Below are 22,945 nucleotides of genomic sequence, written 5' to 3'. Positions count from 1 at the left end.
AATGCGACCAAAACAGGAACAACCAATAAAAATAACATCTGTTTTTTAGTTCCTCTTAATTATCCATAATGAACGGGTCAGCAACAAACCATAGGTTGTAAATAAAGCCTAACCAGAGAGAGTAATGACCATGAGAAAATACTATCTTAACAAGCTAAAAAGCACCTGCAGTAAGCTCGAAAGAGAAGCACTACGAACACTTTTAGATCTATGTAACTGGCGTTATTAGTACACTTTTTAGCACCGAGTAAACGCGAGTTGGGTACAACCTAATATGCTCCTACCCCCAATATGAGTTAGGTCTCAACTCGCTTTTCCATTCCAATTCCCCTCTCAAGCCTGCTGTACCAATAGCTCACACAATCGATAAATTTCCGTTGTCGACTCGACAAATTTAATTCGTTTTCTTAGTTGAACGAAAAGCCTTAAGGTTCGCCCCGAAGCAAGCAAGGAGCCTCAGAAAAAACTGAAAGCTCAGCTAACAACTAATTTATTTGCAGTTACCAATCAGGTATTAACTAAGGAAACGCCATGCGTATCGCAATTCTTTCTCGCAACGAAAATCTATACTCTACCGCTCGTCTAAAGCAGGCTGGAGAAGCACGTGGTCATCAGGTCGATGTTATCGACACGTTGCACTGTGATATAGATATCGCGAGTAACAATCCGAAGATTCGCTACATGGGTGAAGAGCTACCTCAATACGATGCTGTTATTCCACGTATTGGCGCTTCCATTACCTTTTACGGAACTGCGGTTGTTCGCCAATTTGAAATGATGGGCACTTTTTGTATCAATGAGTCAGTAGCAATCAGTCGCTCTCGCGACAAACTGCGCTCACTACAACTGTTGTCTCGTAAAGGTATTGGCTTACCAAAAACAGGTTTCGCTAGCCGCCCAGACAAGATTCAAGACCTAATCAAAAACGTAGGCGGCGCGCCACTTGTGATCAAGCTTCTTGAAGGCACTCAAGGTATCGGCGTTGTACTAGCAGAAACAAACAAAGCAGCAGAAAGCGTTATCGAAGCGTTCATGGGCCTAAAAGCGAACATCTTGGTTCAAGAGTTCATTGAAGAAGCAAATGGCGCAGACATCCGTTGTTTTGTTGTTGGCAACAAAGTAATTGCTGCAATGAAGCGTCAAGCTGGTGAAGGTGAATTCCGCTCTAACCTGCACCGTGGCGGCACTGCTCAGCTGGTTAAACTAACCAAAGAAGAGCGCGCAACAGCAATCAATGCAGCGAAAATCATGGGATTAAACCTATGTGGTGTAGATATCCTACAATCTAAGAACGGCCCAGTAGTAATGGAAGTAAACTCTTCTCCAGGCCTAGAAGGCATCGAGAAAGCAACGGGTAAAGATGTAGCAGACATGATTTTCGAATTCATCGAGAAGAATGCAAAACCAAACGCTAACCGTACTCGTGGCAAGGGCTGATTGAATACCGATAACTCATGATTGGAAAGAAAATGAACAATAAAATGATCATAGGGAATACCGAAGCACTTTGCTTACCAGAGTTAGGGATAACTGGACTACATACACGTGTTGATACAGGGGCTAAAACCTCTTCTCTACACGTAGACAATCTACTATGTGTTAAATCAAATGGTGAGAAATTCGTAGAGTTCGACCTTCACCCAGACGTTTATCACCTAGAAGAGACGGTGCGCTGCAAGGCGAAACTGAAAACAAGTAAGAAAATTAAATCATCTAACGGCGAAGTTGAACACCGTTGCGTGATTGAAACCATGCTAAGAATCGGTGGCCAACAATGGCCGATCGATATCACGCTAAGCAACCGTCAAGACATGACTTACATGATGTTGCTTGGACGTCAAGGCATGAGTGACAAAGTGATTGTTGACCCTGCGGGTGAATTCCTGCTGACTCACTAATCCGAGTCATCGTAACCGCTCCACAGGTTATAACTAAAGCTACTCACAACGATATAAGGCCAGTCTCATGACTGGCCTTATTGCTATCTATTTTTCTATTTCTACTTTCAGCTCTGAATACACGACTTTGCATTCAAGCTTCTGATCTATTTCTTCGATTTACCATGAGATTGAAAACCAAATCGCCCAATCGATAAAAGTAATTTCTTGGTTTTGATTTTCGTCACTCGCCAATGTGTAACAGGCCTTCTTGGGGCACTCATCAACAGGTGTTCAAAAGCCTTCTGACTGAAATCGACTTGCCCACCATGCGCCACCAGCAAGGTATCGAGCTGCATGTCATAAATGCGCGATACAGACGCTCGATACTTATTAGGGTGAAAGATAGGAAATGGCGGAATCAGCTTCTTCTTAACCTCGACCATTAAATCGGCCACATAAGCCACGCTGTGTGATGGGCAATAGACCGAGAGATCACGGTCGGTATGGCCCGGTGTTTCAAGAACCAACCAATCATCAAACCCTGGAATACTATCCCCACCCGACAGCTTGTAATCCGGCTTTAACTTTCTTGAATACCATAGGTTTGCTTTAGGCTTGCCTAAGCGGTTCGCCATCCACCTAGCAAGCGCTAAGTCGGTCAGGTGCATCAAAATGCCATCGATGCCGTGATACCAATCTTTGTCTCGGTTTGCTGCCACCAAGTTACAGCTCGTGAGCTTTCTGAGCTTGTGCGCTGCCCCTGCATGGTCAGGATGCATGTGTGTCACCACAACCGTGTGGAGATCAGAAAAATCACGCATAAGTTCGGTTTCAATAAAAGCCTTCAAATGCGGAATATCGGCTCGACATGCGCCATCGAGCAACAGTAATTTGTCCGGATACTCCACCAAGTACATGTCTTGGATGTAACCTTTAATGGTATGCAGCTGCAAACCCACTCCTTGTGATAATTCAACTGGTCAGACCTACACCATAGCAAACTCACATTTATTTGTAACAAATTTGTTAACTATAAAATCACATCAAAGTACCATGCTCTTCCGCTCTTTTATCGTGACGACAAAGCATGTGATTTGTTGACCTGAGTTATTAGGACTATATATGCGCCTCTAATTTATTGTCTGAGTGCTATACATGAACCAATTAATCGATGCTCTTTCTACCCAAGGTTATTTCGTTTGGGATGACTTCTTAACTCAAGAAGAAGTGGTGGCATTGAGGGATTGCATTCCAGAGAACTGGAAAAAGGCTAGGATTGGCCGTAACGATGAAGTAACGCGAGAGTCGACCATCCGTAGTGACAAGATTCAATGGGTGCGCCGCGATATGGGTCAGCCAGCATCTCTGTTCCTAGACAAAATGGAACAAATTCGTTTAGCGGCAAACCAAGCGTTCTTTTTGGGTCTGTTCGAGTACGAAGCACACTTTGCTAAATACGAAAAAGGCGACTTCTACCAGAAGCACTTAGACTGCTTCAAGGGCAATGAGAACCGCCGTCTGACTACCGTGTTCTATATGAATGATGAGTGGACAGAAGAAGACGCTGGTGAGCTTGTGGTTTACGACCTAAAAGACAACCACATCGCGACCATTCCACCAAAGTCAGGCCGCTTATTTGTGTTCTTATCTGAACAGTTCCCACACGAGGTACTGCCGACAAACACAGAGCGATTCAGTATTGCTGGTTGGTTCCGCATTAACGGCGTAAAAGACAACCAACTCGATATCGCACACTAAAACAAAGCCGATTGTTACAAGCTCTAGCTTATTCAAAGCCTCTCCTTCGAGAGGCTTTTTTATTGAACAAATATTAAGCAAGCATTCAACAACAAACCTCTCAAAAACCACACGTGGTAAATATCAAAATCATCAATAACTTTTCTCTTAAATGAAATCGAAATGAATCTTTCATATCAGTGAAACGGTTTAGCCACTTAAGTGAAATACGCCCTGTTCAAGATAGCTTCAAACGACACCCCTTCCGTCTCGTTAACACTCTAATCCAATACCTCGATATCAATTTCATCCAAAAGGAAACGAAGATGAATAAGCTAATTTTGGCAGGCGTTCTTTCTGCGACAGCGGCAATTCCAGCATTCGCAACGACTCAAGTCACTTGGTGGCACGCAATGGGCGGCCAGCTTGGAGAAACAGTAAACAAAATTGCGACCGACTTTAATGCGTCACAAGATGATTACCAGATCACGCCAATCTACAAGGGTTCATATACAGAGACCTTAACAGCCGGTATCGCGGCATACCGAGCAGGTGAAGCACCCAATATCCTACAAGTCTTCGATGCAGGCGCAGCAACCATAATGAACGCGAAAGGCGTCGCGAAACCGGTACAGGATATTCTGGTTGAATCCGGCTACAACTTTAATTCAAACGACTACCTAGCTGGCGTTCGTAACTTCTATGCCGACAACCAAGGCAAGATGGTTGGTATGCCTTTCAACAGTTCAACACCGGTTCTTTACTACAACAAAAATCTTCTCGCGGAAGTGGGTGCAGACGCGCCTAAAACTTATGAAGAACTAGAAGTGGTTGCTAAGAAGCTGAAGGCAGAAGGACACATCGCGTTTTCTCAATCTCTCACACCGTGGATCATGTTCGAGAACTTTAAGTCTCGCCACAATCTACCGGTCGCGGACCAAAACAACGGCTACGATGGCTTGTCCACTAAGATCATGTTCAACACCAAAGACATGATGATGCACGTTAGCAAGATGAAAGAGTGGTCAGATCTCGGTTACTACAAGTATTACGGCAGCGACTGGGATGCAAACCAAACCCCTTTCGAGCGCCAAGAAGTGGCGATGTGGATGGGTTCTTCAGGCTCATTCGGTGGCTTACGTAACCGCGTACCTTTCGAACTCGGCACCACATACCTTCCATACTGGAAATCGGTTAACCCAGACGCAGGCTTAACCTTCATTGGCGGCGCAGCTCTGTTTGCACTCAATGGTCATGACCAGCAACAAGACAAAGGTGTCGCAGCGTTCTTTGATTACCTGACTAAGCCTGAAACTCAGGTCTACTGGCACAAAACCACTGGCTATGTACCTGTAACAACGGCTGCCTATGAACTAGCGAAAGAATCTGGCTACTACAACGAACAACCAGACGCAGAAGTGGGCGTTAAGCAGCTAAGCCTAAAATCGGGCGAATGGACTAAGGGCTACCGCTTAGGTTACTACCCTCAAATTCGTGAAGTGATGCATCGTGAGTTCGACAATATCTTCGCTGACCGCTCTAGCGTCGAGAATAGCCTAGATAAAGTCGAAGATGAGAGCAGCAAACTGCTGAAACGCTTCGCTCGTACGATGAACTAATTTGGCTTTTTAACCAAAGCAGATTACTGAGCTAAAGGCTTAACAAACCAAAGCCGTTCATTGCTCCTCACCACTTGTCACTGCGTCATTAAAAACGTAATGGCAAGGAGTGAGGAGATTCTTCACTAGCGCCATTTCTTGCTCCAAAAACTACAACTCAACTGGATGCATTCCTTTGCTATAGCGCTAGTGCTCACCGTAACTAACAGTGATAACAGTCACTAATTTTTGGGGATTACCCTGTGGAACGACGTCAGCAATTCTTTCACTCTCCGCTGCCTTACCTATTTTTGGCGCCTCAGATACTCATCATTGCAGTTTTCTTTATCTACCCAGCAGCAAAGGCAGTTTACCTGTCCTTCATGCTAGAAGACCCTTGGGGCACCTCTTCCATCTTCGTGTGGTTCGAAAACTATCAGATGCTATTCGAATCGAGAGAGTATCTGAACTCGATTGGCTTCACATTAATGTTCGCAATCGTGGTCTCTTTCTTATCGCTTGCCTTAGCGCTGCTGCTCGCGGTTAAAGCCGACAACATCATTCACGGACAAGGCGCTTACAAGGTCACTCTTACTTGGGTTTACGCGGTTGCTCCTGCGATTGCAGGCGTAATCGGTGCTTTCTTGTTTAACCCACACATTGGCGTGTTTACCGAGATATTTGCGGTTATAGGCTGGGACTTTAGCTTCCAAACCGACCCTTTAGATGCCACGTTTGCTCTGATTTTGGTTTCGGTTTGGAAACAGGTTTCGGTGAATTTCATCTACTTTCTGGCTGGGCTTCAATCGATCTCTTACGCCGTAAAAGAAGCGGCGATGCTCGATTGCGTCAGCGACTCAAAACGTTTCTGGACCATTACTTTCCCGCTACTCGCACCTACAGGCTTCTTTCTTCTGGTCATCAACCTCACCTACTCGTTCTTTGAAACCTTTGGCGTGATCGACACCATGACCAATGGCGGCCCAGGTGGCGGCACAACGTCGTTGGTGTACAAGGTGTATCGAGACGGGTTTGTTGGCGCAGATTTAGGCGGCAGCTCTGCGCAGTCAGTTGTGTTGTTGCTACTGGTACTCACTCTTACATTTATCCAGTTTCGCGTTGTAGAAAAGCGTGTTCACTACTAGCCCACCACAGCTAGGTTTTAACGCGACAGGAGTTATTTATGAAAAGTAATAAGGTCTATGACCACCTAATTCTAATTGCTGGGATGCTGTTCATGTTGGTCCCTATCTGGCTAATCTTCGCCAGCTCGACGCATAACCCGAACACCATTGTCAGCGAAGGCCTGCAATGGGTACCAGGCGATAACTTTACGGCCATTTATAGCGAAGCTTGGAACAAAAGCATGGGCTTCAGTGGCGAAGTCACCGCCAGCAAAATGATCGCCAACTCGATGATCATGGGGCTAGGTTTTGCGATCGGTAAGATCATCATTTCGATGATGGCTGCGTATGCTTTGGTCTACTTCAGACTGCCTTATGCTACAGCTTGGTTCTGGTTGATCTTCGTGACGCTTTTGCTGCCATTAGAAGTGCGCATTATCCCTTCCTATGAGGTTGTCGCTGGGCTTGGGCTTCTTAATAGCTACACAGGTTTAATTCTGCCTTTGATCGCCTCAGCCACCGCGACGTTCTTTTTTAGGCAGTTCTTCAAAACCATCCCCGATGAATTGTTAGAAGCCGCTCAGCTAGATAACGCAGGTCCATTTCGATTCTTTGTCGACATCTTATTGCCACTGTCTAAAACCATGATTGCCGCAATCTTCATCATCATGTTTGTGGTGGGTTGGAACCAATATCTGTGGCCAATCATGATGACCACGGACGAAGGCTACAACACCATCGTGATGGGCATCAAACAAGTACTCAACAACATCAATGAAACCAGTTTACCGCGCTACGACTATGTTTTTGCCATGGTAATTTTAGCTATGTTGCCACCCGTTTTAGTGGTGGTTGTATTTCAACGTTGGTTTGTAAAAGGGCTAGTAGAAAGTGAAAAATAATAACGACAAAAATCAAATGAACGATAACCGCATTCAATCACTCGCTGAGTACAAGATGTCTCACCTGCATTCTCACCAAGCTATCCACAAAAATACAGAGGACACCCCGATGCCAAAGTTAAAACAAACGTTAGGGCACACCCAAGCCACTCACAACCATACGCACAAAGCACCTACCATGTTAGGCATCAAAAACTTGGTAAAGACTTATGAGAACGGTCATCGTGCAGTGAAAGATGTCTCGCTTGATATCGAAAAGGGTGAATTTCTTGTGTTGGTTGGCCCATCGGGTTGCGGCAAGTCTTCTATCCTACGTTCAATAGCGGGGCTGGAAAGTATCTCTGGCGGAGAGATTCACTTAAGTGGCCGCCGTGTTGATAACGAAAAGCCAGCTCAACGAGATATCGCAATGGTCTTTCAAAATTACGCACTCTACCCTCACATGACGGTATACAAAAACCTCGCTTATGGTTTAAAGAACCGAGGTGTCAGCCAACACGTAATTGAAGAGAAGATTGAGAAAGTCGCCAAGACACTAAAGATCGAAGAATACCTAGATCGCAAGCCAGCCAAGCTTTCGGGTGGTCAGCGCCAGCGCGTTGCTATGGGACGAGCGATTGTACGCGACCCTCAACTGTTCCTGTTTGACGAGCCTTTGTCTAACCTAGATGCCTCATTGCGCGCTCACATGAGGTTAGAAATCAAAAAGCTACAACGCGAGCTAGGCGTAACCAGTGTTTACGTGACTCATGACCAAGTCGAAGCCATGACACTGGCAGATAGAATCGTGGTTCTCAACAAAGGTCAGATAGAACAAGTCGGCACACCAAGAGAAGTTTACCACCAGCCTGCCAGTACCTTTGTGGCAAGCTTTATTGGCAGCCCCGCGATGAACTTCCTAACTGCCACGCTCGATGATGGCTATCTTGAAATCGGTGATCAACAAATGTACCTGCCAGAGTACGCGCACGTTAAGAACGCGACTATCACGCTTGGCATTCGCCCTGAACACTCTGAGGTTTGTTCCGAATTAAAAATGAACACCTTGCCTCTCGAACTGCGTATCAGTGTGGTTGAGCCATTGGGGCCGAATCAATTGGTTCATGGCCTGGTGAACGACCAACCCTTTATCGCCGTCACGCCAGAAACGACACTATGCCAAGTACTGCCGCTCGGAGTAAGCATTAATAAATCCAACCTGCATATTTTTGACAGTCGTGGGAAGCGTATTCAGCCGAATAACTTTACTTCACAAGAGTCACGCGAAGAGACGACAAGCATAACGACGGCTCTCGCTTAATCGAGTACACTGATATTTAATGCGTTTTTACGGTGCGTCTTTAAGAAGGATTAATTATGTCGTCTATCATCGTAGGTCATCGGGGTGTAGCAGGTACTCACCCAGAAAATACCAAAGCAAGCATTGAACAAGCCGCTAAACTCGGCTTGAAATGGATTGAAGTAGATATTCAGCCAACTCAGGATGATCAACTTGTGGTTTGTCACGACCACACCCTTGAGCGCTGCAGCGATGGCAAGGGTCGTGTCGACGAACACACCCTTGCAGAACTGCGTCAGCTCGATTTTGGCAGTTGGAAGTCTGAGCAGTTCGCTGGTGAAAGAATATTGACGTTGGAAGAGTTGCTCGCGCTTGCTGAACAGCATGATCTCAGCGTGAACTTAGAGATCAAAGTCGACAGTCGACATCAAGCGCCTCATGTCGTTGATTTGCTGCATACCGAGTTGATTCGTTCAAATCTAGACACCGACAGAGTGCTGCTTTCAAGTTTCAGCCATCAAGTCGTTTCTGAAATGGCTCGTCACCTGCCGAGATACCGCGTAGGTCTGATCACCGAGCAACTGACTCAAGCCGACTTGATGTTGATTGACGAGGTTAAAGTGTTCAGCTGTCACATGAACTACGAGCATGTGAATCAGAGCGATCTTGATACACTGAGTGAAGCAAACATTCAAACTTGGTGCTACACAGTAAACGATCCGTCTCACTTCAAATTCATCTCAAAAGTAGATGCCGTATTCACTGATTTTCCGAATCAATTTACCTCTATAAATTGACCAAACAAATACCGCAAAAACAACCCCGAGAGACTTTAAAATTAACTCTCGGGAAACCTTAAAATTAGGTAGCAAACACAAGTGAGTAGGAGTACATTCCGCTACTCACTTGGTTTCATTAGCTCGCTCTATACAGACAGCTTCATTGGTTACTTAATTTATGGATCTCATTTTTAGTCCAACCTTCCCAATTTTGGGTGCAATCTTCATTTTCGCCGCTATTGTTCGTGGCTTCTCAGGTTTCGGTTTCACCTTAGTGGCATTGCCATTAAGTGCGTTATTCGAGCCTGTTATCGAACTGGTTCCCGTCTTCATGTTGATCGATCTCCTAGGCAATGTTCAATTACTGCCTAAAGTTCGAAAGCATGTTAACTGGCGCTGGGTTTTAAAGGTATTTATCCCTTGTTTTGCCTTCACACCAGTCGGCTTACTTCTGCTTAAATCCGTTAGCCAAGACACGATCATCTTGATCATAAGTGCCTTCATTTTTGCGTCTGCACTTATGATCTACAAAGGTTTCCAGTACAAAAGCGAACCTAGATTTACTCCCTATATTCTAGGAAGCCTTGCGGGTGTAATGAACGGCGCGGCTTCGATGTCAGGGCCTCCAATTGGCACTCATGCATTAGCAAGCCCAGTCGCTCCGCACATTGCCAGAGCAGGCCTGATAGCCTTCTTTGTATTGGCTGATTCCACTGCGTTTGTTTCGGCATCTATCGCTGGGTTAGTCGACCGCGATGTAGTTTGGCTGACTCTCGCGCTTCTACCAAGCAGCATGTTTGGCGGTTATGTGGGTTCTAAACTGTTCGAAAGATTTGGTGGAGCGAAGTTTAAGCCAGTCACCATTGCATTGCTGATTGTGATTGCAATATTCAGTGCAGGTCGAGTCATACTGTAACTGGCTTTAGCGGTTAAGTTTGGAAGTTGCTTTTACGAATTGGTTTCGCGAATTGATTGCGCTAATTGACTACGGAAAATGATTAAGAAAAGTGGGTACCTATGACTACCATTCAATATGGATAGGGGTACCCATTTTTACAAGTTGGAGAAACTCATCCATATCTTGATTGGTTAACGCGATACAGCCATCCGTCCAATCAAAGCTTTGAATAAAGCTCGGCGAACGACGCTCGCCGTTTTTGATGCCATGGATTTTGATGTTCCCTCCAGGGTCTACATCATTTTGCTCCGCCCATTGCATATCCGAAGGTTGCGGGTAGTTAATGTGTACTGAACGATAAAAGTCTGACTCTTCCATCACATAATCGAGCTGGTATTCCCCTTCCGGTGTTCGGTTGTCTCCTTCAAAGCGTTTATGCCCTTTCGGTTGTTTGCCTAGCGCAATACGAAACTCCTGAATCACCTCTTCACCTTTTAGCAGATACATCCTACGTTTCGATTTATCGACTTTAACTAACGTAACCACTTGCGACAGCGAATCTATCTCAGATGCGCTATCCGGTACGTTGTAAAACTGTCGAGAGGAACTTTGAGGTGGACGTTTCGATGACCCTTGAGAAAGCTGAGCTACCTTTTCATCAGGGCTACTGTTAAGAACATCATCCACAATAATCACATGCTCGGAGTTTGAGCTCGTGGAAGAGGTTGAGTTAGATGAAGACGTTGAGACACGTTGAGAATGAGCCGGTGCAGACTCGAATACGATGGTTTCGATAGCGGTCGCGTCAGAGACTATTTTCTCGACCACGACTTGCTCAGCATTCGCGTTCGAAGCCACAAACAGTAAACACAGTGATAAAGGCAGAAACAGACGCACCTTTAGATCTCCTCAAAACGCATGGACATGGTTCGTGACTGAGTTTCCATTCCTAACGACTCATAGAAACCCTGAGCTTGTTGGTTAAACTCCATTACCTCCAACCTAAGTTCTATCGCTCCTCTCGCCTGCGCCCATTGATTAAAAGACTTCATTAACGCTCGACCAGCACCTTTGCTCTGAACCTGATCGTTCACCACAATCGTATTGACCCTTGCCACCTTGTGCGGCTGAATAAAACTGACGCCTTTGTTCTGCGTTACCTTACCCGCTAAAAAGCCAACGACTTGCTTGTCGTCTACTGCAACCAAGAAAGCGCCAAGTGGGTCAAGCATCAAACCTAACCAATACTCTTCACTGTCGGCCAAGCCTTGTGACGCTGGTGCAAATACCATAGGCGCACCAAGATGATGTTGACGGTTTATCTGCTCAGAGAGCGCTAAGATCGCGTTAATATCAGTTACCTTGGCCGTCCGGATTTGCATATCATCACCTTGTTTGAATTCAATAACACCTTAGCAAAAATGGCTTAGTTGTGCACCGTTACACTGGTCAACTCAGACGCTCTGTGAAGGCTGAACATTAATATTAGGCACTATGTTTAGGGAAATTGTTCCGTAAATCTCAGGCACATTGCCAGCCGTTGAGTGCTACTATCTCTGCAGAATCAATATACTAACGACGACTAACGACTGGATACCTATATGATTAAGTTTGCTGTAATTGGAACCAATTGGATTACACAAAAGTTTGTTCAAGCTGCGCACGAATCTCAATCGATGCAACTTGCTGCGGTTTACTCTCGAAATCTAGACAGCGCGGCACAGTTCGCCCAAGAATTTGACGTTGAAACCACGTATGACTCACTCGACGCATTGGCCAATGACAACACTGTAGAAGCCGTGTACATCGCTTCCCCTAACTCACTGCATTGCGAGCAATCTATCTTCATGATGGAACACGGCAAGCATGTTATCTGTGAAAAGCCGGTTGCATCAAATATTGATGAAGCAACACGCATGTTCGAAGTCGCTGAGAAAAACGGTGTGGTGCTGTTTGAGGCGTATAAATCTCAATTCCTACCGAACTTTAAGCAAGTTCAACTTGGGTTAGAAAAGATTGGCAAGGTACATAAAGCACACATCAACTACTGCCAGTATTCATCGCGCTACCAAAAATACCTAAACGGCGAGAACCCAAATACCTTCAACCCAGCTTTTTCTAACGGCTCATTGGTCGATATTGGCTTTTACTGTGTTGCCGCGACAGTCGCGCTATTTGGCAAACCTGAAAACGCACAGGCTTCTGCAAAGCTACTTGATTCAGGTGTCGATGCTCATGGCTGTGCGATCTTCCAATACCCTGAGTTTGATGTGACCCTTGCGCACTCCAAAGTCAGCGACTCTTATGCGCCAAGCGAGATCCAAGGTGAATTAGGGGCGATCATCATCGATCACATCGCTGAATGTACTGACGTTAAGATCCGCTACCGCGATGGCACGGTAGAAAACCTTACTCAAGCACAAAGCGAAAACTCCATGAGTTACGAAGCGCAGGCCTTTGCTAGCTGCATTGCTGGCGACAACGCAACACAAGCGCAGGCCCAACTGCGCGCTTTAACGGTTGCGAAGTTAATTACAGAGATGCGCCAACAAGTTGGTGTAGTGTATCCAGCGGATAAATAACGTCACAGCGTAAGTTAACAAACTGATTTTTAATACATAATTATTTATACATAACTGAATTTAATCTTTACGACAAATAACCGGATTAGTTGATTGAGGTCCCATCTGTTTAAATCCGCGTTCGATATCTATCGTATTTATTTAATTTATTGAAGGTGTGTAAAGTGTTTTCAGTTGATGATCGCGTTGTAGCAACAAAAGGTGTTGAACTAGGTGAAATGGTAGTAACTGGCCTAAGTGCTGGTGGCGGCTACGTTCACGTTACAACGGTAGAAGGCGCAATGACGCTTACTTACCCAGCGCAAGATCTTAAAAAAGCATAGTTTAACCACTCTGCCCTTTTAGTAGTCACTCTACTAAAGGTAACAAAATTGAGGCTTTGGCTGACTTCACTCTTCTGCATTAGAGTAAGCAGCCAGAGCCTTTTTTATGCCCGTCATTTACCCACCAGCTTTCTCATTAGCTTACTCGTTACAATAAAACCGCACTCAACTGACAATAGAATTAGGCAACGAGTTTCTACACTAGGTGCTTATTCTCATCGTTCTCTTGATATTCCCGTGCACTTAATCGCAGTGAATAGTTCTTGTTAACAAAGGCTTATTGTCTGCGAAAGTTTCTGGTACATTAGCATCATCTTATACTAAGAAAGACCCGAATGAGGGAAGCTATGAAGCTTTACATTTACGATCACTGCCCTTTCTGTGCAAGAGTCTCCTACATTGCTCAATCGCTAGGCTTGAACATTGAGCTTGTTTCTGTCGATTATGATGATGCCCAAACCCTTATCGATCTGATCGGTAAAAAGATGGTACCCGTCTTACAAAAAGACGATGGCTCTATCATGGCAGAGAGCCTAGATATCATCGCGTACTTCATGGACTTGAAATCAAGCGATGAGCAGCGTGTGCCATCTGAGCAAGTGACTGTGTTCCAAACTCGCGCATTCCCTCTTACTCAACAGATTGGACGCCCACGTTGGTGGAACCTCGACTTGGCTGAATATCGCTCTGCTGGAGCCAAAGAAGCTTGGCGTGCCAGTAAAGAGACCGAAGGTTTTAACTTTGAAGAACTGTTAGAAAAGACGCCTCAGTTCGTTCAACTGATTAACCCATTACTGAAAGATGCCGAACTCTTACTGGATCTAGAGAATGGTGAGTCATCACTGCCTCTAGTCGATCAAGCGGTGTATTTCTCGATGCTTCGTGGCTTTTGCGTAGAACCAAGCATCACATGGCCACCAGCACTTGAACGCTGGTTAGAAAAGAAAAGTGAAACGCTAAAGCTGTCTTTACTTCGCTAGAAAGCTATCTCGATTAAGAAAGCAAGCTCTGATTAAGAAAACAAGCTCTGACTCGCAAGCGACTACAACGAGCACAAACAAAAAATCGAAGCTCTCAGGTGTAAACTGCGAGCTTCGATTTTCTTTTATCTGGCCATTCTATTTCTCTAAGGCTTTGTCTTACAGCAGACGCCTTCTCAAACCTGTTCGCTCCAAGATTCGTGTCGAAATTTCTTCAACCGATAGTGAAGAGGTGTTGATGTAAGGTATCGCTTCTCGACGGAACATCGCCTCTACCGTTTGCAATTCATACAAACATTGTGAGTCACTGGCGTATTCGCTGCCTGCTAAGCGGTTCTCACGAATTTCAGTGAGCCTTTCTGCATCAATGGTCAAACCAAACAGCTTATGTCGGTAAATCTCAAACTCTGGCAACAGCTTTAAGCGTGCCAAGTCATCGTGGATAAATGGGTAGTTTGCTACGCGTAAGCCAAACTGCATCGCCATATACAAACTTGTTGGTGTTTTGCCACTTCGAGAAACACCCAACAAGATGATGTCGGCTTCTTCCAGCCCTTTTAGCGTGATGCCATCATCATGCGCGAGCGTGTACTCAATCGCAGCAATACGGTCGAAATACTTCACCGAGTCCTTGTTTACACTGCGTGAGCGCTGCAACTTAGGAACAGGCGCCATCTGAATGTCATCCTGTACTTTCTGCACGATGCTCTCTAACACGTCATAACAGTGCGCGGGCGCTTCTAGCAATTTGGTTTTGATATCAGGTATCACAATCGAAAAGAACACTAGCGGTTCTAATCCGGTATCACGATACGAAATTTCAATCTCTTTTAATAAATCAGAAAGTTTGTCCTCACTTTCCACAAACGGAAAGGTTTTTTCATTGGCTTTAAAAGGGAATTGACCTAGAACAACATGCCCTAAAGTCTCACATGTTATGGCCGTTCCATCAGAAACATAGAATACATCACGACTTTGGATATCAATTTGCATTTTTTATTTAATGTTTAAAATTATTTTGAGTAGGATGGGAACCATAATATATATAACGAAACCCTGCTGACTATTACGTCCCCCACAGCTTTAAAAAATAATTTACATTTTTTTAAACTGATACGTAATCGTTTGCCTTTAAATCCCTACAATGCTTGCTATGTTTCTGGAGAAATAAATGCAAAATAATACCCTATGGTTCAATGGCCTATCCATGGAAGATGTCGACAAAGTCGGCGGTAAGAACGCCTCACTGGGCGAGATGGTTTCTAACCTGTCCAATGCTGGTGTTTCTGTACCTAATGGTTTTGCTACCACCTCTTATGCGTTTAACGACTTTCTTGACTACAAAGGTCTTGATGAGCGCATCCACCAACTACTTGATGAACTTGATGTTGAAGACGTTGACGCACTGCGTAAGACAGGTGCAACGATTCGACAATGGGTTCTAGACGCACCCTTCCCAGAATCACTAGAGCAAGACATCCGTGATAACTACCGCGAGCTAATCGAAGACAACGAAGAATTGTCTGTAGCTGTGCGTTCATCTGCAACCGCAGAAGACCTTCCAGATGCTTCATTCGCAGGACAGCAAGAAACCTTCCTTAACGTGAAAGGCATCGACGCGGTACTCGAAGCAACCAAGCACGTTTACGCGTCACTGTTTAACGACCGCGCTATCTCTTACCGTGTACACCAAGGCTTTGACCACCGTGGCATTTCATTGTCTGCGGGTATCCAGCGCATGGTTCGCTCAGACAAAGCCTCTTCAGGTGTGATGTTCACGCTTGATACTGAGTCTGGCTTCGACCAAGTGGTATTCATCACCTCTTCTTGGGGCTTGGGTGAAATGGTTGTACAGGGCGCAGTGAACCCAGACGAGTTCTACGTTCACAAGCCAATGTTAGAAGCGGGTCACTACCCAATCGTTAAAAAGACGTTTGGTTCTAAGTTGATCAAGATGATCTACTCGACCAATCAAGAAATCGGCAAGCAAGTCGATATCATCGACACCGACACTCAAGAGCGTAACGAGTTCTCACTCAACGATGAAGAGATCAAAGAGCTAGCAAAACAAGCGATGATCATCGAGAAGCACTACCAACGTCCAATGGACATTGAGTGGGCGAAAGATGGCATCGACGGCAAGCTTTACATCGTTCAGGCTCGCCCAGAAACCGTATGTTCTCAAAGCGATCAAAACGTTATCGAGCGTTACGAGCTAAACAATAAGGCGGATGTCTTGGTTGAAGGCCGCGCTATCGGTCAGCGTATCGGCTCTGGCCCTGTTCGCTTAGTTGATTCTCTAGACCAAATGTCACTGGTTCAAGAAGGCGACGTGCTGGTAACTGACATGACAGACCCAGACTGGGAACCTGTGATGAAGAAAGCGTCTGCGATTGTGACTAACCGTGGTGGCCGTACTTGTCACGCTGCGATCATTGCTCGCGAGCTTGGTATCCCAGCGATTGTTGGTTGTGGTACAGCAACAAGCAGCCTAAACGATGGCGATACCGTGACAGTGTCATGTTCAGAAGGCGAAACAGGCTACGTTTACAACGGCGAACTCGATTTTGAAATCAAACGTTCTGAGGTTGATGAGCTACCAATGCTACCAACCAAAGTAATGATGAACGTGGGTAACCCAGATCGTGCCTTCGACTTTGCACAAATCCCGAACGAAGGTGTTGGCCTTGCTCGTCTAGAATTCATCATCAACAAGATGATCGGTATTCACCCTAAAGCGCTGCTTAACTTCGATGCACAAACGGATGAGCTAAAAGCGGAAATCAACGAACGTATTCGTGGCTACAAAGATCCTATCGATTTCTACGTAAGCAAATTAACAGAGGGCATCGCGACCATCGCTTCTGCATTCTGGCCTAAGCGTGTGATCGTACGTATGTCTGACTTTAAGTCGAATGAGTACAGCAACCTTGTAGGCGGCAAAACATTTGAACCACATGAAGAGAACCCAATGCTGGGCTTCCGTGGTGCATCTCGTTACATCTCACCAGTATTCGAAGACTGTTTCGAGCTAGAAACTCAAGCGATCAAACGTGTTCGTAACGAGATGGGTCTTAAGAACGTTGAAATCATGATTCCATTCGTTCGCACGCCAAGCGAAGCAGCATCGGTTATCGACATTCTGGCTAAGTTCGACCTACGCCGTGGCGACCAAGGTCTGAAAGTCATCATGATGTGTGAGCTACCATCGAACGCAATTTTGGCTGATGAGTTCTTGAAGTACTTCGATGGCTTCTCTATCGGTTCAAACGACATGACACAGCTGACGCTTGGCCTAGACCGAGATTCAGGCGATGTGGCACACCTCTTCGATGAGCGTAACCCAGCCGTGAAAGCAATGCTGAAAATGGCGATCGATGCGGCAACCAAAGCGGGTAAATACGTGGGTATTTGTGGCCAAGGCCCATCTGACCATGACGACCTAGCAGAGTGGTTAATGGAGCAAGGCATCAGCTCTGTTTCACTAAACCCGGATACGGTTATCGATACGTGGTTGAAGCTAGGTAACGTTGTTAATAAATAAGTAAATAAGTAACGCTTCACGCGGTACCTTAACGACAAAAGCCAGTCGCGTTGACTGGCTTTTTTAGGTTCTTTCCAAATTAGCTGGCTAGAGCGCTAGAAGTAGTATCTCACACCAACCCAAGCTTCGGTTTGCCAACCATTCGGCATTGACACACCTTTCACATCAACATCCGCTTTGGTAATGTCATAGCGCGTATTCAACCACCAAGTTCTTGCAGTGTTCATCGGCACATTTAACGATGTTTTAAATGAGAAGTTTTGCATGTCGATATCATCACCAGAAAGATCTTGCCACTCAGGAACCAAAGACACATAAGCGCCAGAGTCACCGAGATGCTTCGCGGTAATCAAACCAAGCGAGTACCCCGTTAAATCATCTTTAGATGAAGTGACGCCATGGATCTCCATACTACCAGTCATCAGTCCTGCTCTTGGAAATACCAGGAATCCACCGGTATAAGCTGGATTAATCGCAACAACACCGCCAACCGACAATAAGTCATTTTTAATACTGTTGCGCGTATTAATATAATCTAATGAAAGACCCACTTTAGGCGTAGCTTTCGTCCCCGTTTCAAAGACGTGGAAGTACTGAATTCTAGAGTTGCTGTACTCTGTACCGAATTTGTCTGGATCGCGAAGCGCTGTGTTGCTTTCATCGACAAACGTCCCTTCGGCCAGTAGGGCAAACTGCTGACCGTTTTCTAAACCGCCAGAAACTTGCCCTTGAAATTGGATATCTGAACTACCATTCAGCATCAATGCAGCTTGGGGATAAACTTTAGTGACATCAGCAGGATCGATAACACGTTCGGAATCTGAATCGGCATGTGCAGGAAGGGCTAGACCTAAACTCAACGGGATTAATAGAGCAAACTTTTCATTATATCTCTCGAAAGTCGTTTGCTTCCTCCTTGAAGCCTGGAACATCCTGTTAGGTAATAAATAGATTACTTGTCAGCAAGTAGTTTTGCTGCCGAACGCATTAGTGCAGGGCCTTTATTCTCACCAAAACCTGAGTGGTATGGGTTGGTTGAGAACATCACACCCACAAAGTCACGCGCCGGATCGATGTAAATAAATTGGCCTAGGTTGCCGCTTTTCGACATCGCACCATCGTTGAAAATGAAATCAAACTGGTATGCGTTGTAGTCTGCTTTTTCGTTGTATGCGTGCAGTGAACTGCTCTCTTTGCTAGTACCTACGAATGCTTTTGGATCACCGCCGTTGCGGATACGATCAATCACAGCTTGTGACACCACTGGCTCATCAGCCACCGCTTTCCAGCTAGGTGTAAATAGTGTTCCCCAGCGAGCCATATCTTCTACCGTTGATGAAACCAAGCCAACCGCGATCGCCATGCCATCTGGCGTCAAGTTGAATTGCATTGGTTGACGTGCGTGCACTTTTGACCAAACACGATCTTCGAATACTTGAGTCCAAGTTTTGTTTTCAACGTTTTCAACTAACTTAGTCAGCACCATGGTGTTGATAGATGCATAACGGAAGTGGTCACCTGCTTGTTCACCTTCCAGTTTCTGTGCACCTTGAGCCACTTCCATCCAAGTTTCCATTTCACCCGTTTTTGCACGAGGTGAGTTGAACGATGCCGCGAAGAAGCGCACCACATCAGAGTCTGGGTTCAAGATAGACTCTAATGTCTCTTCATTGTCTAGAGCGGTCGACATGTTCAGAACTTGGTGTACTGTGATACCATCCCAGTTCGTTCCTTTCAATTCAGAAACATACTCAGCGATCTCTTTTTCAGGGTCGACTTTGCCCTCTTCCACTAACATTGCGATCACTGTGCCAACCGTCGTTTTTGCTGTAGATGCCCAAACGTGCGTATCTGTCGGCTTCATACCTGGGTAAGCTTCGTAAACGATCTCCCCTTTGTGAATCAACATAAAGCCTTGGGTACGGAACTGTTCATCCGCCAAGTACTCATCCATTGTCAACTGACCTTTGCTTTCAGTATCAACTTTCAGTGCAGCGAGTCGTGGGTCGATATTTTTGACTAAAGGCTTGTACTCTTCGTTTGGAGCCGCCAGTGCCGTTGGTAGAAACTCACTCATGTGCATGTTGTAGTAAACGCTGTGGTCGCCGCCCATCTGCCAATGAAAGTTATTGAATAACTCACGAGCTGAGTCAGTAAAACTTGGGGTAAATGCTGTGCTCGCCTCTTTCACGGTCAAGGTAACTTGAGCACCTTCAACTTTCAGAGCTTCTTCAACTGGGTTTGCTGCAAGAGCAAATGATGATGCGGTCGCTAACGATACTAGAACGGCATTGTGTTTAAGTTTCATAATTGTTCTCCTTTTTGGGTTAGGAAAAGTATAGGGAGATGCGCTACACTTAATTAGGTCACTTGATGACATTTAATGGTAGGCACAAAACAATGAAAGCATCATCGAACACCACCAGCATACTGCTCACTTCGACCAGTAACATTGCTCCATATATTCAGTATTGTGACAAACATAGACTGGATTGGCGCACCGTCGCCGTTGCGTGCGGTCTACCCATTGAACTGACACAATCCAATCAATGGCTTCCTACACAAGACGTGATTCGCTTCATTCATGGCCTTGAGCGTAAGTTTGGCTATTCGATAGGGATTGAGGTTGGACGTAAGGCCTCTCTAGAGCAATTGTCACCTGAGCTAGACCGAAAAATTGAACAATGCACTTCTCTCGAGCAAGCGGTACGCTGCTTGATTACTGAAATATCGACCTTAAGTAATCACGTCACCATATGGACGGAAAAAAGCGATGGATTGTGGTGGCTGTGTCATCGAAGTTGCTATCACCCATCGACCTCAGGTTTTGAACAAGCAGAATGGTTTCGCGCCCTGACCGTGATTAGCCTATGCCGTAAGTTCATTGACAGTCGCTGGCAACCATCACACGCCAAGTTGGTCTCTAAGAACAACAGCGCACGTAAATTACCTAAGCATTTCTTTGATTCTGATATTCAGTTTGAAGAGCAATACGGTGCGTTCTCGATTCCGCTGCCCGATGATTATCGTGCCATTTCAGAACGAAATAGTACCCAAGATTGGCATCACGCTGTCGAGATATTAATAGACACCTATGCGACTCTACCTTGGTTCAATATTGAGTGGTTTGCGACCATGCTCGGCATGACAAAACGAACGCTGCAGAGAAACCTGAAGAGCAAAAACATTCTCTTTAAACAAGCCAAAGAACAAGTTCGGGAAGCTAAAGCAAAACAGCTACTTGAAGAGACCAACCTTTCTGTTCAAGACATCAGTTGGCAAGTGGGTTACAGCGACTTGAGTAATTTCAATCGTGCATTCAAAGGTTGGGTTGGAGTCACGCCACCAAGTTATCGGGATAAAGCGAAACATTAGAAATAGTCGAATGGAAAACCTTTAGACCCAATCCGCTAATATAAAACTCAGAAACAAGATACGACACCTTAAATTTCAATAAGCGAACGCATAAAGTTGCATTGCACAATGCTCACATACCGATGAAACTGTGCAAAGGTAATATCGATAGATTTAATGACATTTATTGGTATCGAGCTAACGTTACGTTATCCTTTACGCAATTCTTCATTGAATGGATTGTCACTACGACAAACCTACCTTCAAGACTGATAAGAGTGTTATGAATTCTACGACCGCAACTCCCTCGCCTTCTCTTGGCCGACAACTCTATACAATGACATGGCCAATGCTGTTTGGGGTGCTCTCCCTGATGAGCTTCCAACTTGTAGACAGTGCTTTTATTGGCCAGTTAGGCGTACTGCCGCTCGCGGTTCAAGGCTTCACGCTACCAATTCAGATGATCATTATCGGGATTCAAGTCGGACTAGGCATCGCGACAACGGCTGTGATCGCGAGAGCTATTGGGGCTAACGAGATACGCTATGCCAAACAGCTCGGCGGATTAGTCGTTGCGATGGGCAGTGTGAGTGTCGCGCTGTTCTCGGTCATCATCTATCTGTTGCGTGGTCCTATTTTACAACTCCTCGATGCACCACCGACGGTACTGCCGATCATTGATTATTACTGGATCTATTGGCTGGTAAGCTCTTGGACAGGCGCACTGCTCTACTTTTTCTACAGTGTGTGTCGTGCCAATGGTAATACCATGCTGCCCGGTTCGATGATGATCGCGACCAGCATCATCAACTTGATATTGGACCCGATTTTCATATTCACGCTCGACATGGGCATCAACGGAGCCGCGATTGCGACCATCTTGGCGTTCGGTGCGGGTATCTTTATCGTTGCTCCTAAGGTAACTAAGAAGCATTGGATGACATTCGACTGGCACGATCTTGATATCGGCAAGAGTATTCGTTCTATAGGAAACATCATGGGGCCTGCGATGATCAGTCAGCTACTGCCACCAGTCTCTTCGATGCTCGCCACCAAACTGCTTGCAGGCTACGGCACAGCAGCCGTTGCAGCTTGGGCGCTAGGTTCACGTTTTGAGTTCTTTTCGATTGTTGCAGTGCTTGCTCTGACTATGTCGATGCCACCTATGATTGGCCGAATGTTGGGAGAAAAGAACCTAGGGAACATACGTAGTCTTGTGAAGATTGCCGTGATGTTTGTATTAGGATTCCAATTGGTGATCGCACTGGTAACTTGGGTGTTCTCTGGCGGGTTGGCAAATCTCATGACCAGCGAAGACGAAGTCTCGACCATTTTGAACTACCACTTACTTATCGTTCCTATCAGTTTAGGGCCGTTGGGTATCTGTATGCTGATGGTTTCTATCTCGAATGCGCTTGGTAAGTCTTATACTGCCTTAACGATATCAGCACTGCGCCTGTTCGCCTTCTTCTTGCCTTGCTTGTGGATTGGTTCGCAGCTTGCTGGTATTGAAGGCCTGTTCTGGGGTGCCATGGTGGGTAATGTGCTTGCCGGTACATGTGCTTGGTTTATGTACCAACGCGCACTTGGGCAAGTCGAGGCTAAGCTTTCTAATTAATCAGTTAGCGAACTAAACGGCTTGCCAGCTAAACCGCTATAAAGTTATTAAACGAAAAAGCAGCCACTTAGGCTGCTTTTTTAGTTTCAGACTTAAAATATATTGGGGTTAGACTTGCTCAAAGTAAGCCAAAAACTCACCTCAATCTTTTTGGAATGGTGGCAATATTTCTGCTAGTGTTTCATCATCCCAATGCCACCATTCAAAGCTTTCTAATCGCCCGGCATAGCTAGGAGCATCAAACCGAGGACGCAGTAGCCAAACGCAATCGAGTATGGCGGTACGCCTTAAGCAGCGGTTGCCAACGAAAACAATCAACATAAATGAGTTATACCAATTAAAGTAAA

The 22,945-nt window shown here is 45.5% G+C and carries 22 protein-coding genes; 15 read left to right on the top strand and 7 right to left on the bottom strand.

Annotated elements, in window-relative coordinates:
- Nucleotides 1-531 precede the first annotated feature (531 nt).
- The gene (rimK, locus tag AB4482_RS19405) at nt 532-1,437 is read left to right on the top strand and encodes a 30S ribosomal protein S6--L-glutamate ligase (RefSeq protein ID WP_004740040.1); all 906 of its coding nucleotides are present in this window, start codon (nt 532-534) and stop codon (nt 1,435-1,437) included.
- 32 nt (nt 1,438-1,469) lie between these two features.
- Nucleotides 1,470-1,898: a RimK/LysX family protein gene (locus AB4482_RS19400; protein ID WP_004740039.1), complete on the top strand. Its 429-nt coding sequence runs from the start codon at nt 1,470-1,472 to the stop codon at nt 1,896-1,898.
- Nucleotides 1,899-2,044: 146 nt separating this feature from the next.
- On the opposite strand, the gene AB4482_RS19395 is transcribed toward AB4482_RS19400, so the two are convergent.
- Nucleotides 2,045-2,833: an MBL fold metallo-hydrolase gene (locus tag AB4482_RS19395; RefSeq protein WP_372181448.1), complete on the bottom strand. Its 789-nt coding sequence runs from the start codon at nt 2,831-2,833 to the stop codon at nt 2,045-2,047.
- A 202-nt stretch (nt 2,834-3,035) separates the two neighbouring features.
- Here AB4482_RS19395 and AB4482_RS19390 point away from each other — a divergent pair, with 202 nt between their 5' ends.
- The 7 genes from AB4482_RS19390 to AB4482_RS19360 all read left to right on the top strand — a co-directional run bounded on the left by AB4482_RS19390 (nt 3,036) and on the right by AB4482_RS19360 (nt 10,215).
- Nucleotides 3,036-3,638, top strand: coding sequence for a 2OG-Fe(II) oxygenase (locus tag AB4482_RS19390; RefSeq protein WP_017071587.1), 603 nt, complete (start codon nt 3,036-3,038; stop codon nt 3,636-3,638).
- A 305-nt stretch (nt 3,639-3,943) separates the two neighbouring features.
- Nucleotides 3,944-5,236, top strand: a complete 1,293-nt coding sequence (locus AB4482_RS19385) for an extracellular solute-binding protein (RefSeq protein WP_372181447.1) — start codon at nt 3,944-3,946, stop codon at nt 5,234-5,236.
- A 242-nt stretch (nt 5,237-5,478) separates the two neighbouring features.
- The gene (locus AB4482_RS19380; protein WP_372181446.1) at nt 5,479-6,360 is read left to right on the top strand and encodes an ABC transporter permease subunit; all 882 of its coding nucleotides are present in this window, start codon (nt 5,479-5,481) and stop codon (nt 6,358-6,360) included.
- A gap of 38 nt (nt 6,361-6,398) precedes the next feature.
- Entirely contained in the window at nt 6,399-7,241 is an 843-nt protein-coding gene (gene ugpE / locus AB4482_RS19375; RefSeq protein ID WP_017071585.1) for a sn-glycerol-3-phosphate ABC transporter permease UgpE, read from the top strand.
- On the top strand, nt 7,231-8,541 hold the full coding sequence (gene ugpC / locus AB4482_RS19370; RefSeq protein WP_372132555.1) for a sn-glycerol-3-phosphate ABC transporter ATP-binding protein UgpC: 1,311 nt from the start codon (nt 7,231-7,233) through the stop codon (nt 8,539-8,541). Before ugpE ends, ugpC begins: the two co-directional genes overlap by 11 nt.
- Nucleotides 8,542-8,597: 56 nt before the next feature.
- The gene (locus tag AB4482_RS19365) at nt 8,598-9,317 is read left to right on the top strand and encodes a glycerophosphodiester phosphodiesterase family protein (RefSeq protein ID WP_102398602.1); all 720 of its coding nucleotides are present in this window, start codon (nt 8,598-8,600) and stop codon (nt 9,315-9,317) included.
- Nucleotides 9,318-9,477: 160 nt separating this feature from the next.
- On the top strand, nt 9,478-10,215 hold the full coding sequence (locus AB4482_RS19360) for a sulfite exporter TauE/SafE family protein (protein ID WP_372181444.1): 738 nt from the start codon (nt 9,478-9,480) through the stop codon (nt 10,213-10,215).
- Nucleotides 10,216-10,320: 105 nt separating this feature from the next.
- On the opposite strand, the gene AB4482_RS19355 is transcribed toward AB4482_RS19360, so the two are convergent.
- Nucleotides 10,321-11,094: a murein L,D-transpeptidase family protein gene (locus AB4482_RS19355; protein ID WP_017067270.1), complete on the bottom strand. Its 774-nt coding sequence runs from the start codon at nt 11,092-11,094 to the stop codon at nt 10,321-10,323.
- 2 nt (nt 11,095-11,096) lie between these two features.
- Nucleotides 11,097-11,579: a GNAT family N-acetyltransferase gene (locus AB4482_RS19350; protein ID WP_017064907.1), complete on the bottom strand. Its 483-nt coding sequence runs from the start codon at nt 11,577-11,579 to the stop codon at nt 11,097-11,099.
- Between the two features lie 219 nt (nt 11,580-11,798).
- Here AB4482_RS19350 and AB4482_RS19345 point away from each other — a divergent pair, with 219 nt between their 5' ends.
- The 3 genes from AB4482_RS19345 to grxB all read left to right on the top strand — a co-directional run bounded on the left by AB4482_RS19345 (nt 11,799) and on the right by grxB (nt 14,082).
- Entirely contained in the window at nt 11,799-12,779 is a 981-nt protein-coding gene (locus AB4482_RS19345; protein ID WP_017060561.1) for a Gfo/Idh/MocA family protein, read from the top strand.
- Between the two features lie 164 nt (nt 12,780-12,943).
- On the top strand, nt 12,944-13,102 hold the full coding sequence (locus AB4482_RS19340) for a hypothetical protein (protein WP_004733064.1): 159 nt from the start codon (nt 12,944-12,946) through the stop codon (nt 13,100-13,102).
- A 347-nt stretch (nt 13,103-13,449) separates the two neighbouring features.
- Nucleotides 13,450-14,082: a glutaredoxin 2 gene (grxB, locus tag AB4482_RS19335; RefSeq protein ID WP_102394180.1), complete on the top strand. Its 633-nt coding sequence runs from the start codon at nt 13,450-13,452 to the stop codon at nt 14,080-14,082.
- Nucleotides 14,083-14,241: 159 nt separating this feature from the next.
- On the opposite strand, the gene AB4482_RS19330 is transcribed toward grxB, so the two are convergent.
- The gene (locus AB4482_RS19330; RefSeq protein WP_017060559.1) at nt 14,242-15,075 is read right to left on the bottom strand and encodes a pyruvate, water dikinase regulatory protein; all 834 of its coding nucleotides are present in this window, start codon (nt 15,073-15,075) and stop codon (nt 14,242-14,244) included.
- Between the two features lie 178 nt (nt 15,076-15,253).
- Here AB4482_RS19330 and ppsA point away from each other — a divergent pair, with 178 nt between their 5' ends.
- Entirely contained in the window at nt 15,254-17,626 is a 2,373-nt protein-coding gene (gene ppsA, locus AB4482_RS19325) for a phosphoenolpyruvate synthase (protein ID WP_372181442.1), read from the top strand.
- Nucleotides 17,627-17,721: 95 nt separating this feature from the next.
- Here ppsA and AB4482_RS19320 read toward each other — a convergent pair whose 3' ends face one another.
- Nucleotides 17,722-18,558 (bottom strand): hypothetical protein, encoded by an 837-nt coding sequence (locus AB4482_RS19320; protein WP_372181441.1) that lies wholly within the window; start codon nt 18,556-18,558, stop codon nt 17,722-17,724.
- Nucleotides 18,559-18,578: 20 nt separating this feature from the next.
- The gene (locus tag AB4482_RS19315; protein ID WP_108202781.1) at nt 18,579-19,934 is read right to left on the bottom strand and encodes a serine hydrolase; all 1,356 of its coding nucleotides are present in this window, start codon (nt 19,932-19,934) and stop codon (nt 18,579-18,581) included.
- A 92-nt stretch (nt 19,935-20,026) separates the two neighbouring features.
- Here AB4482_RS19315 and AB4482_RS19310 point away from each other — a divergent pair, with 92 nt between their 5' ends.
- Together AB4482_RS19310 and AB4482_RS19305 are read left to right on the top strand one after the other, a co-directional pair.
- The gene (locus tag AB4482_RS19310; RefSeq protein WP_017071579.1) at nt 20,027-21,001 is read left to right on the top strand and encodes an AraC family transcriptional regulator; all 975 of its coding nucleotides are present in this window, start codon (nt 20,027-20,029) and stop codon (nt 20,999-21,001) included.
- 262 nt (nt 21,002-21,263) lie between these two features.
- Nucleotides 21,264-22,598: an MATE family efflux transporter gene (locus AB4482_RS19305; RefSeq protein ID WP_102321071.1), complete on the top strand. Its 1,335-nt coding sequence runs from the start codon at nt 21,264-21,266 to the stop codon at nt 22,596-22,598.
- A gap of 141 nt (nt 22,599-22,739) precedes the next feature.
- On the opposite strand, the gene AB4482_RS19300 is transcribed toward AB4482_RS19305, so the two are convergent.
- Nucleotides 22,740-22,919, bottom strand: coding sequence for a phosphonate metabolism protein (locus AB4482_RS19300; protein WP_372181455.1), 180 nt, complete (start codon nt 22,917-22,919; stop codon nt 22,740-22,742).
- Between the last annotated feature and the right edge of the window lie 26 nt (nt 22,920-22,945).

This window comes from Vibrio sp. 10N.222.55.C7, from assembly GCF_041473335.1.
Classification (GTDB): domain Bacteria; phylum Pseudomonadota; class Gammaproteobacteria; order Enterobacterales; family Vibrionaceae; genus Vibrio; species Vibrio crassostreae_C.
Note: the sequence above shows the minus strand (reverse complement) of the source record. Positions and strands in the feature narration are given on the sequence as shown.

Bases quoted from the DNA above. Each gene is read 5' to 3' on its own strand.
- rimK (WP_004740040.1), top strand. From the start codon at position 532: ATGCGTATCGCAATTCTTTCTCGCAACGAAAATCTATACTCTACCGCT.
- AB4482_RS19400 (WP_004740039.1), top strand. From the start codon at position 1,470: ATGAACAATAAAATGATCATAGGGAATACCGAAGCACTTTGCTTACCA.
- AB4482_RS19390 (WP_017071587.1), top strand. From the start codon at position 3,036: ATGAACCAATTAATCGATGCTCTTTCTACCCAAGGTTATTTCGTTTGG.
- AB4482_RS19385 (WP_372181447.1), top strand. From the start codon at position 3,944: ATGAATAAGCTAATTTTGGCAGGCGTTCTTTCTGCGACAGCGGCAATT.
- ugpE (WP_017071585.1), top strand. From the start codon at position 6,399: ATGAAAAGTAATAAGGTCTATGACCACCTAATTCTAATTGCTGGGATG.
- AB4482_RS19365 (WP_102398602.1), top strand. From the start codon at position 8,598: ATGTCGTCTATCATCGTAGGTCATCGGGGTGTAGCAGGTACTCACCCA.
- AB4482_RS19360 (WP_372181444.1), top strand. From the start codon at position 9,478: ATGGATCTCATTTTTAGTCCAACCTTCCCAATTTTGGGTGCAATCTTC.
- AB4482_RS19350 (WP_017064907.1), bottom strand. From the start codon at position 11,579: ATGCAAATCCGGACGGCCAAGGTAACTGATATTAACGCGATCTTAGCG.
- AB4482_RS19345 (WP_017060561.1), top strand. From the start codon at position 11,799: ATGATTAAGTTTGCTGTAATTGGAACCAATTGGATTACACAAAAGTTT.
- grxB (WP_102394180.1), top strand. From the start codon at position 13,450: ATGAAGCTTTACATTTACGATCACTGCCCTTTCTGTGCAAGAGTCTCC.
- AB4482_RS19330 (WP_017060559.1), bottom strand. From the start codon at position 15,075: ATGCAAATTGATATCCAAAGTCGTGATGTATTCTATGTTTCTGATGGA.
- ppsA (WP_372181442.1), top strand. From the start codon at position 15,254: ATGCAAAATAATACCCTATGGTTCAATGGCCTATCCATGGAAGATGTC.
- AB4482_RS19320 (WP_372181441.1), bottom strand. From the start codon at position 18,558: ATGTTCCAGGCTTCAAGGAGGAAGCAAACGACTTTCGAGAGATATAAT.
- AB4482_RS19315 (WP_108202781.1), bottom strand. From the start codon at position 19,934: ATGAAACTTAAACACAATGCCGTTCTAGTATCGTTAGCGACCGCATCA.
- AB4482_RS19310 (WP_017071579.1), top strand. From the start codon at position 20,027: ATGAAAGCATCATCGAACACCACCAGCATACTGCTCACTTCGACCAGT.
- AB4482_RS19305 (WP_102321071.1), top strand. From the start codon at position 21,264: ATGAATTCTACGACCGCAACTCCCTCGCCTTCTCTTGGCCGACAACTC.
- AB4482_RS19300 (WP_372181455.1), bottom strand. From the start codon at position 22,919: ATGTTGATTGTTTTCGTTGGCAACCGCTGCTTAAGGCGTACCGCCATA.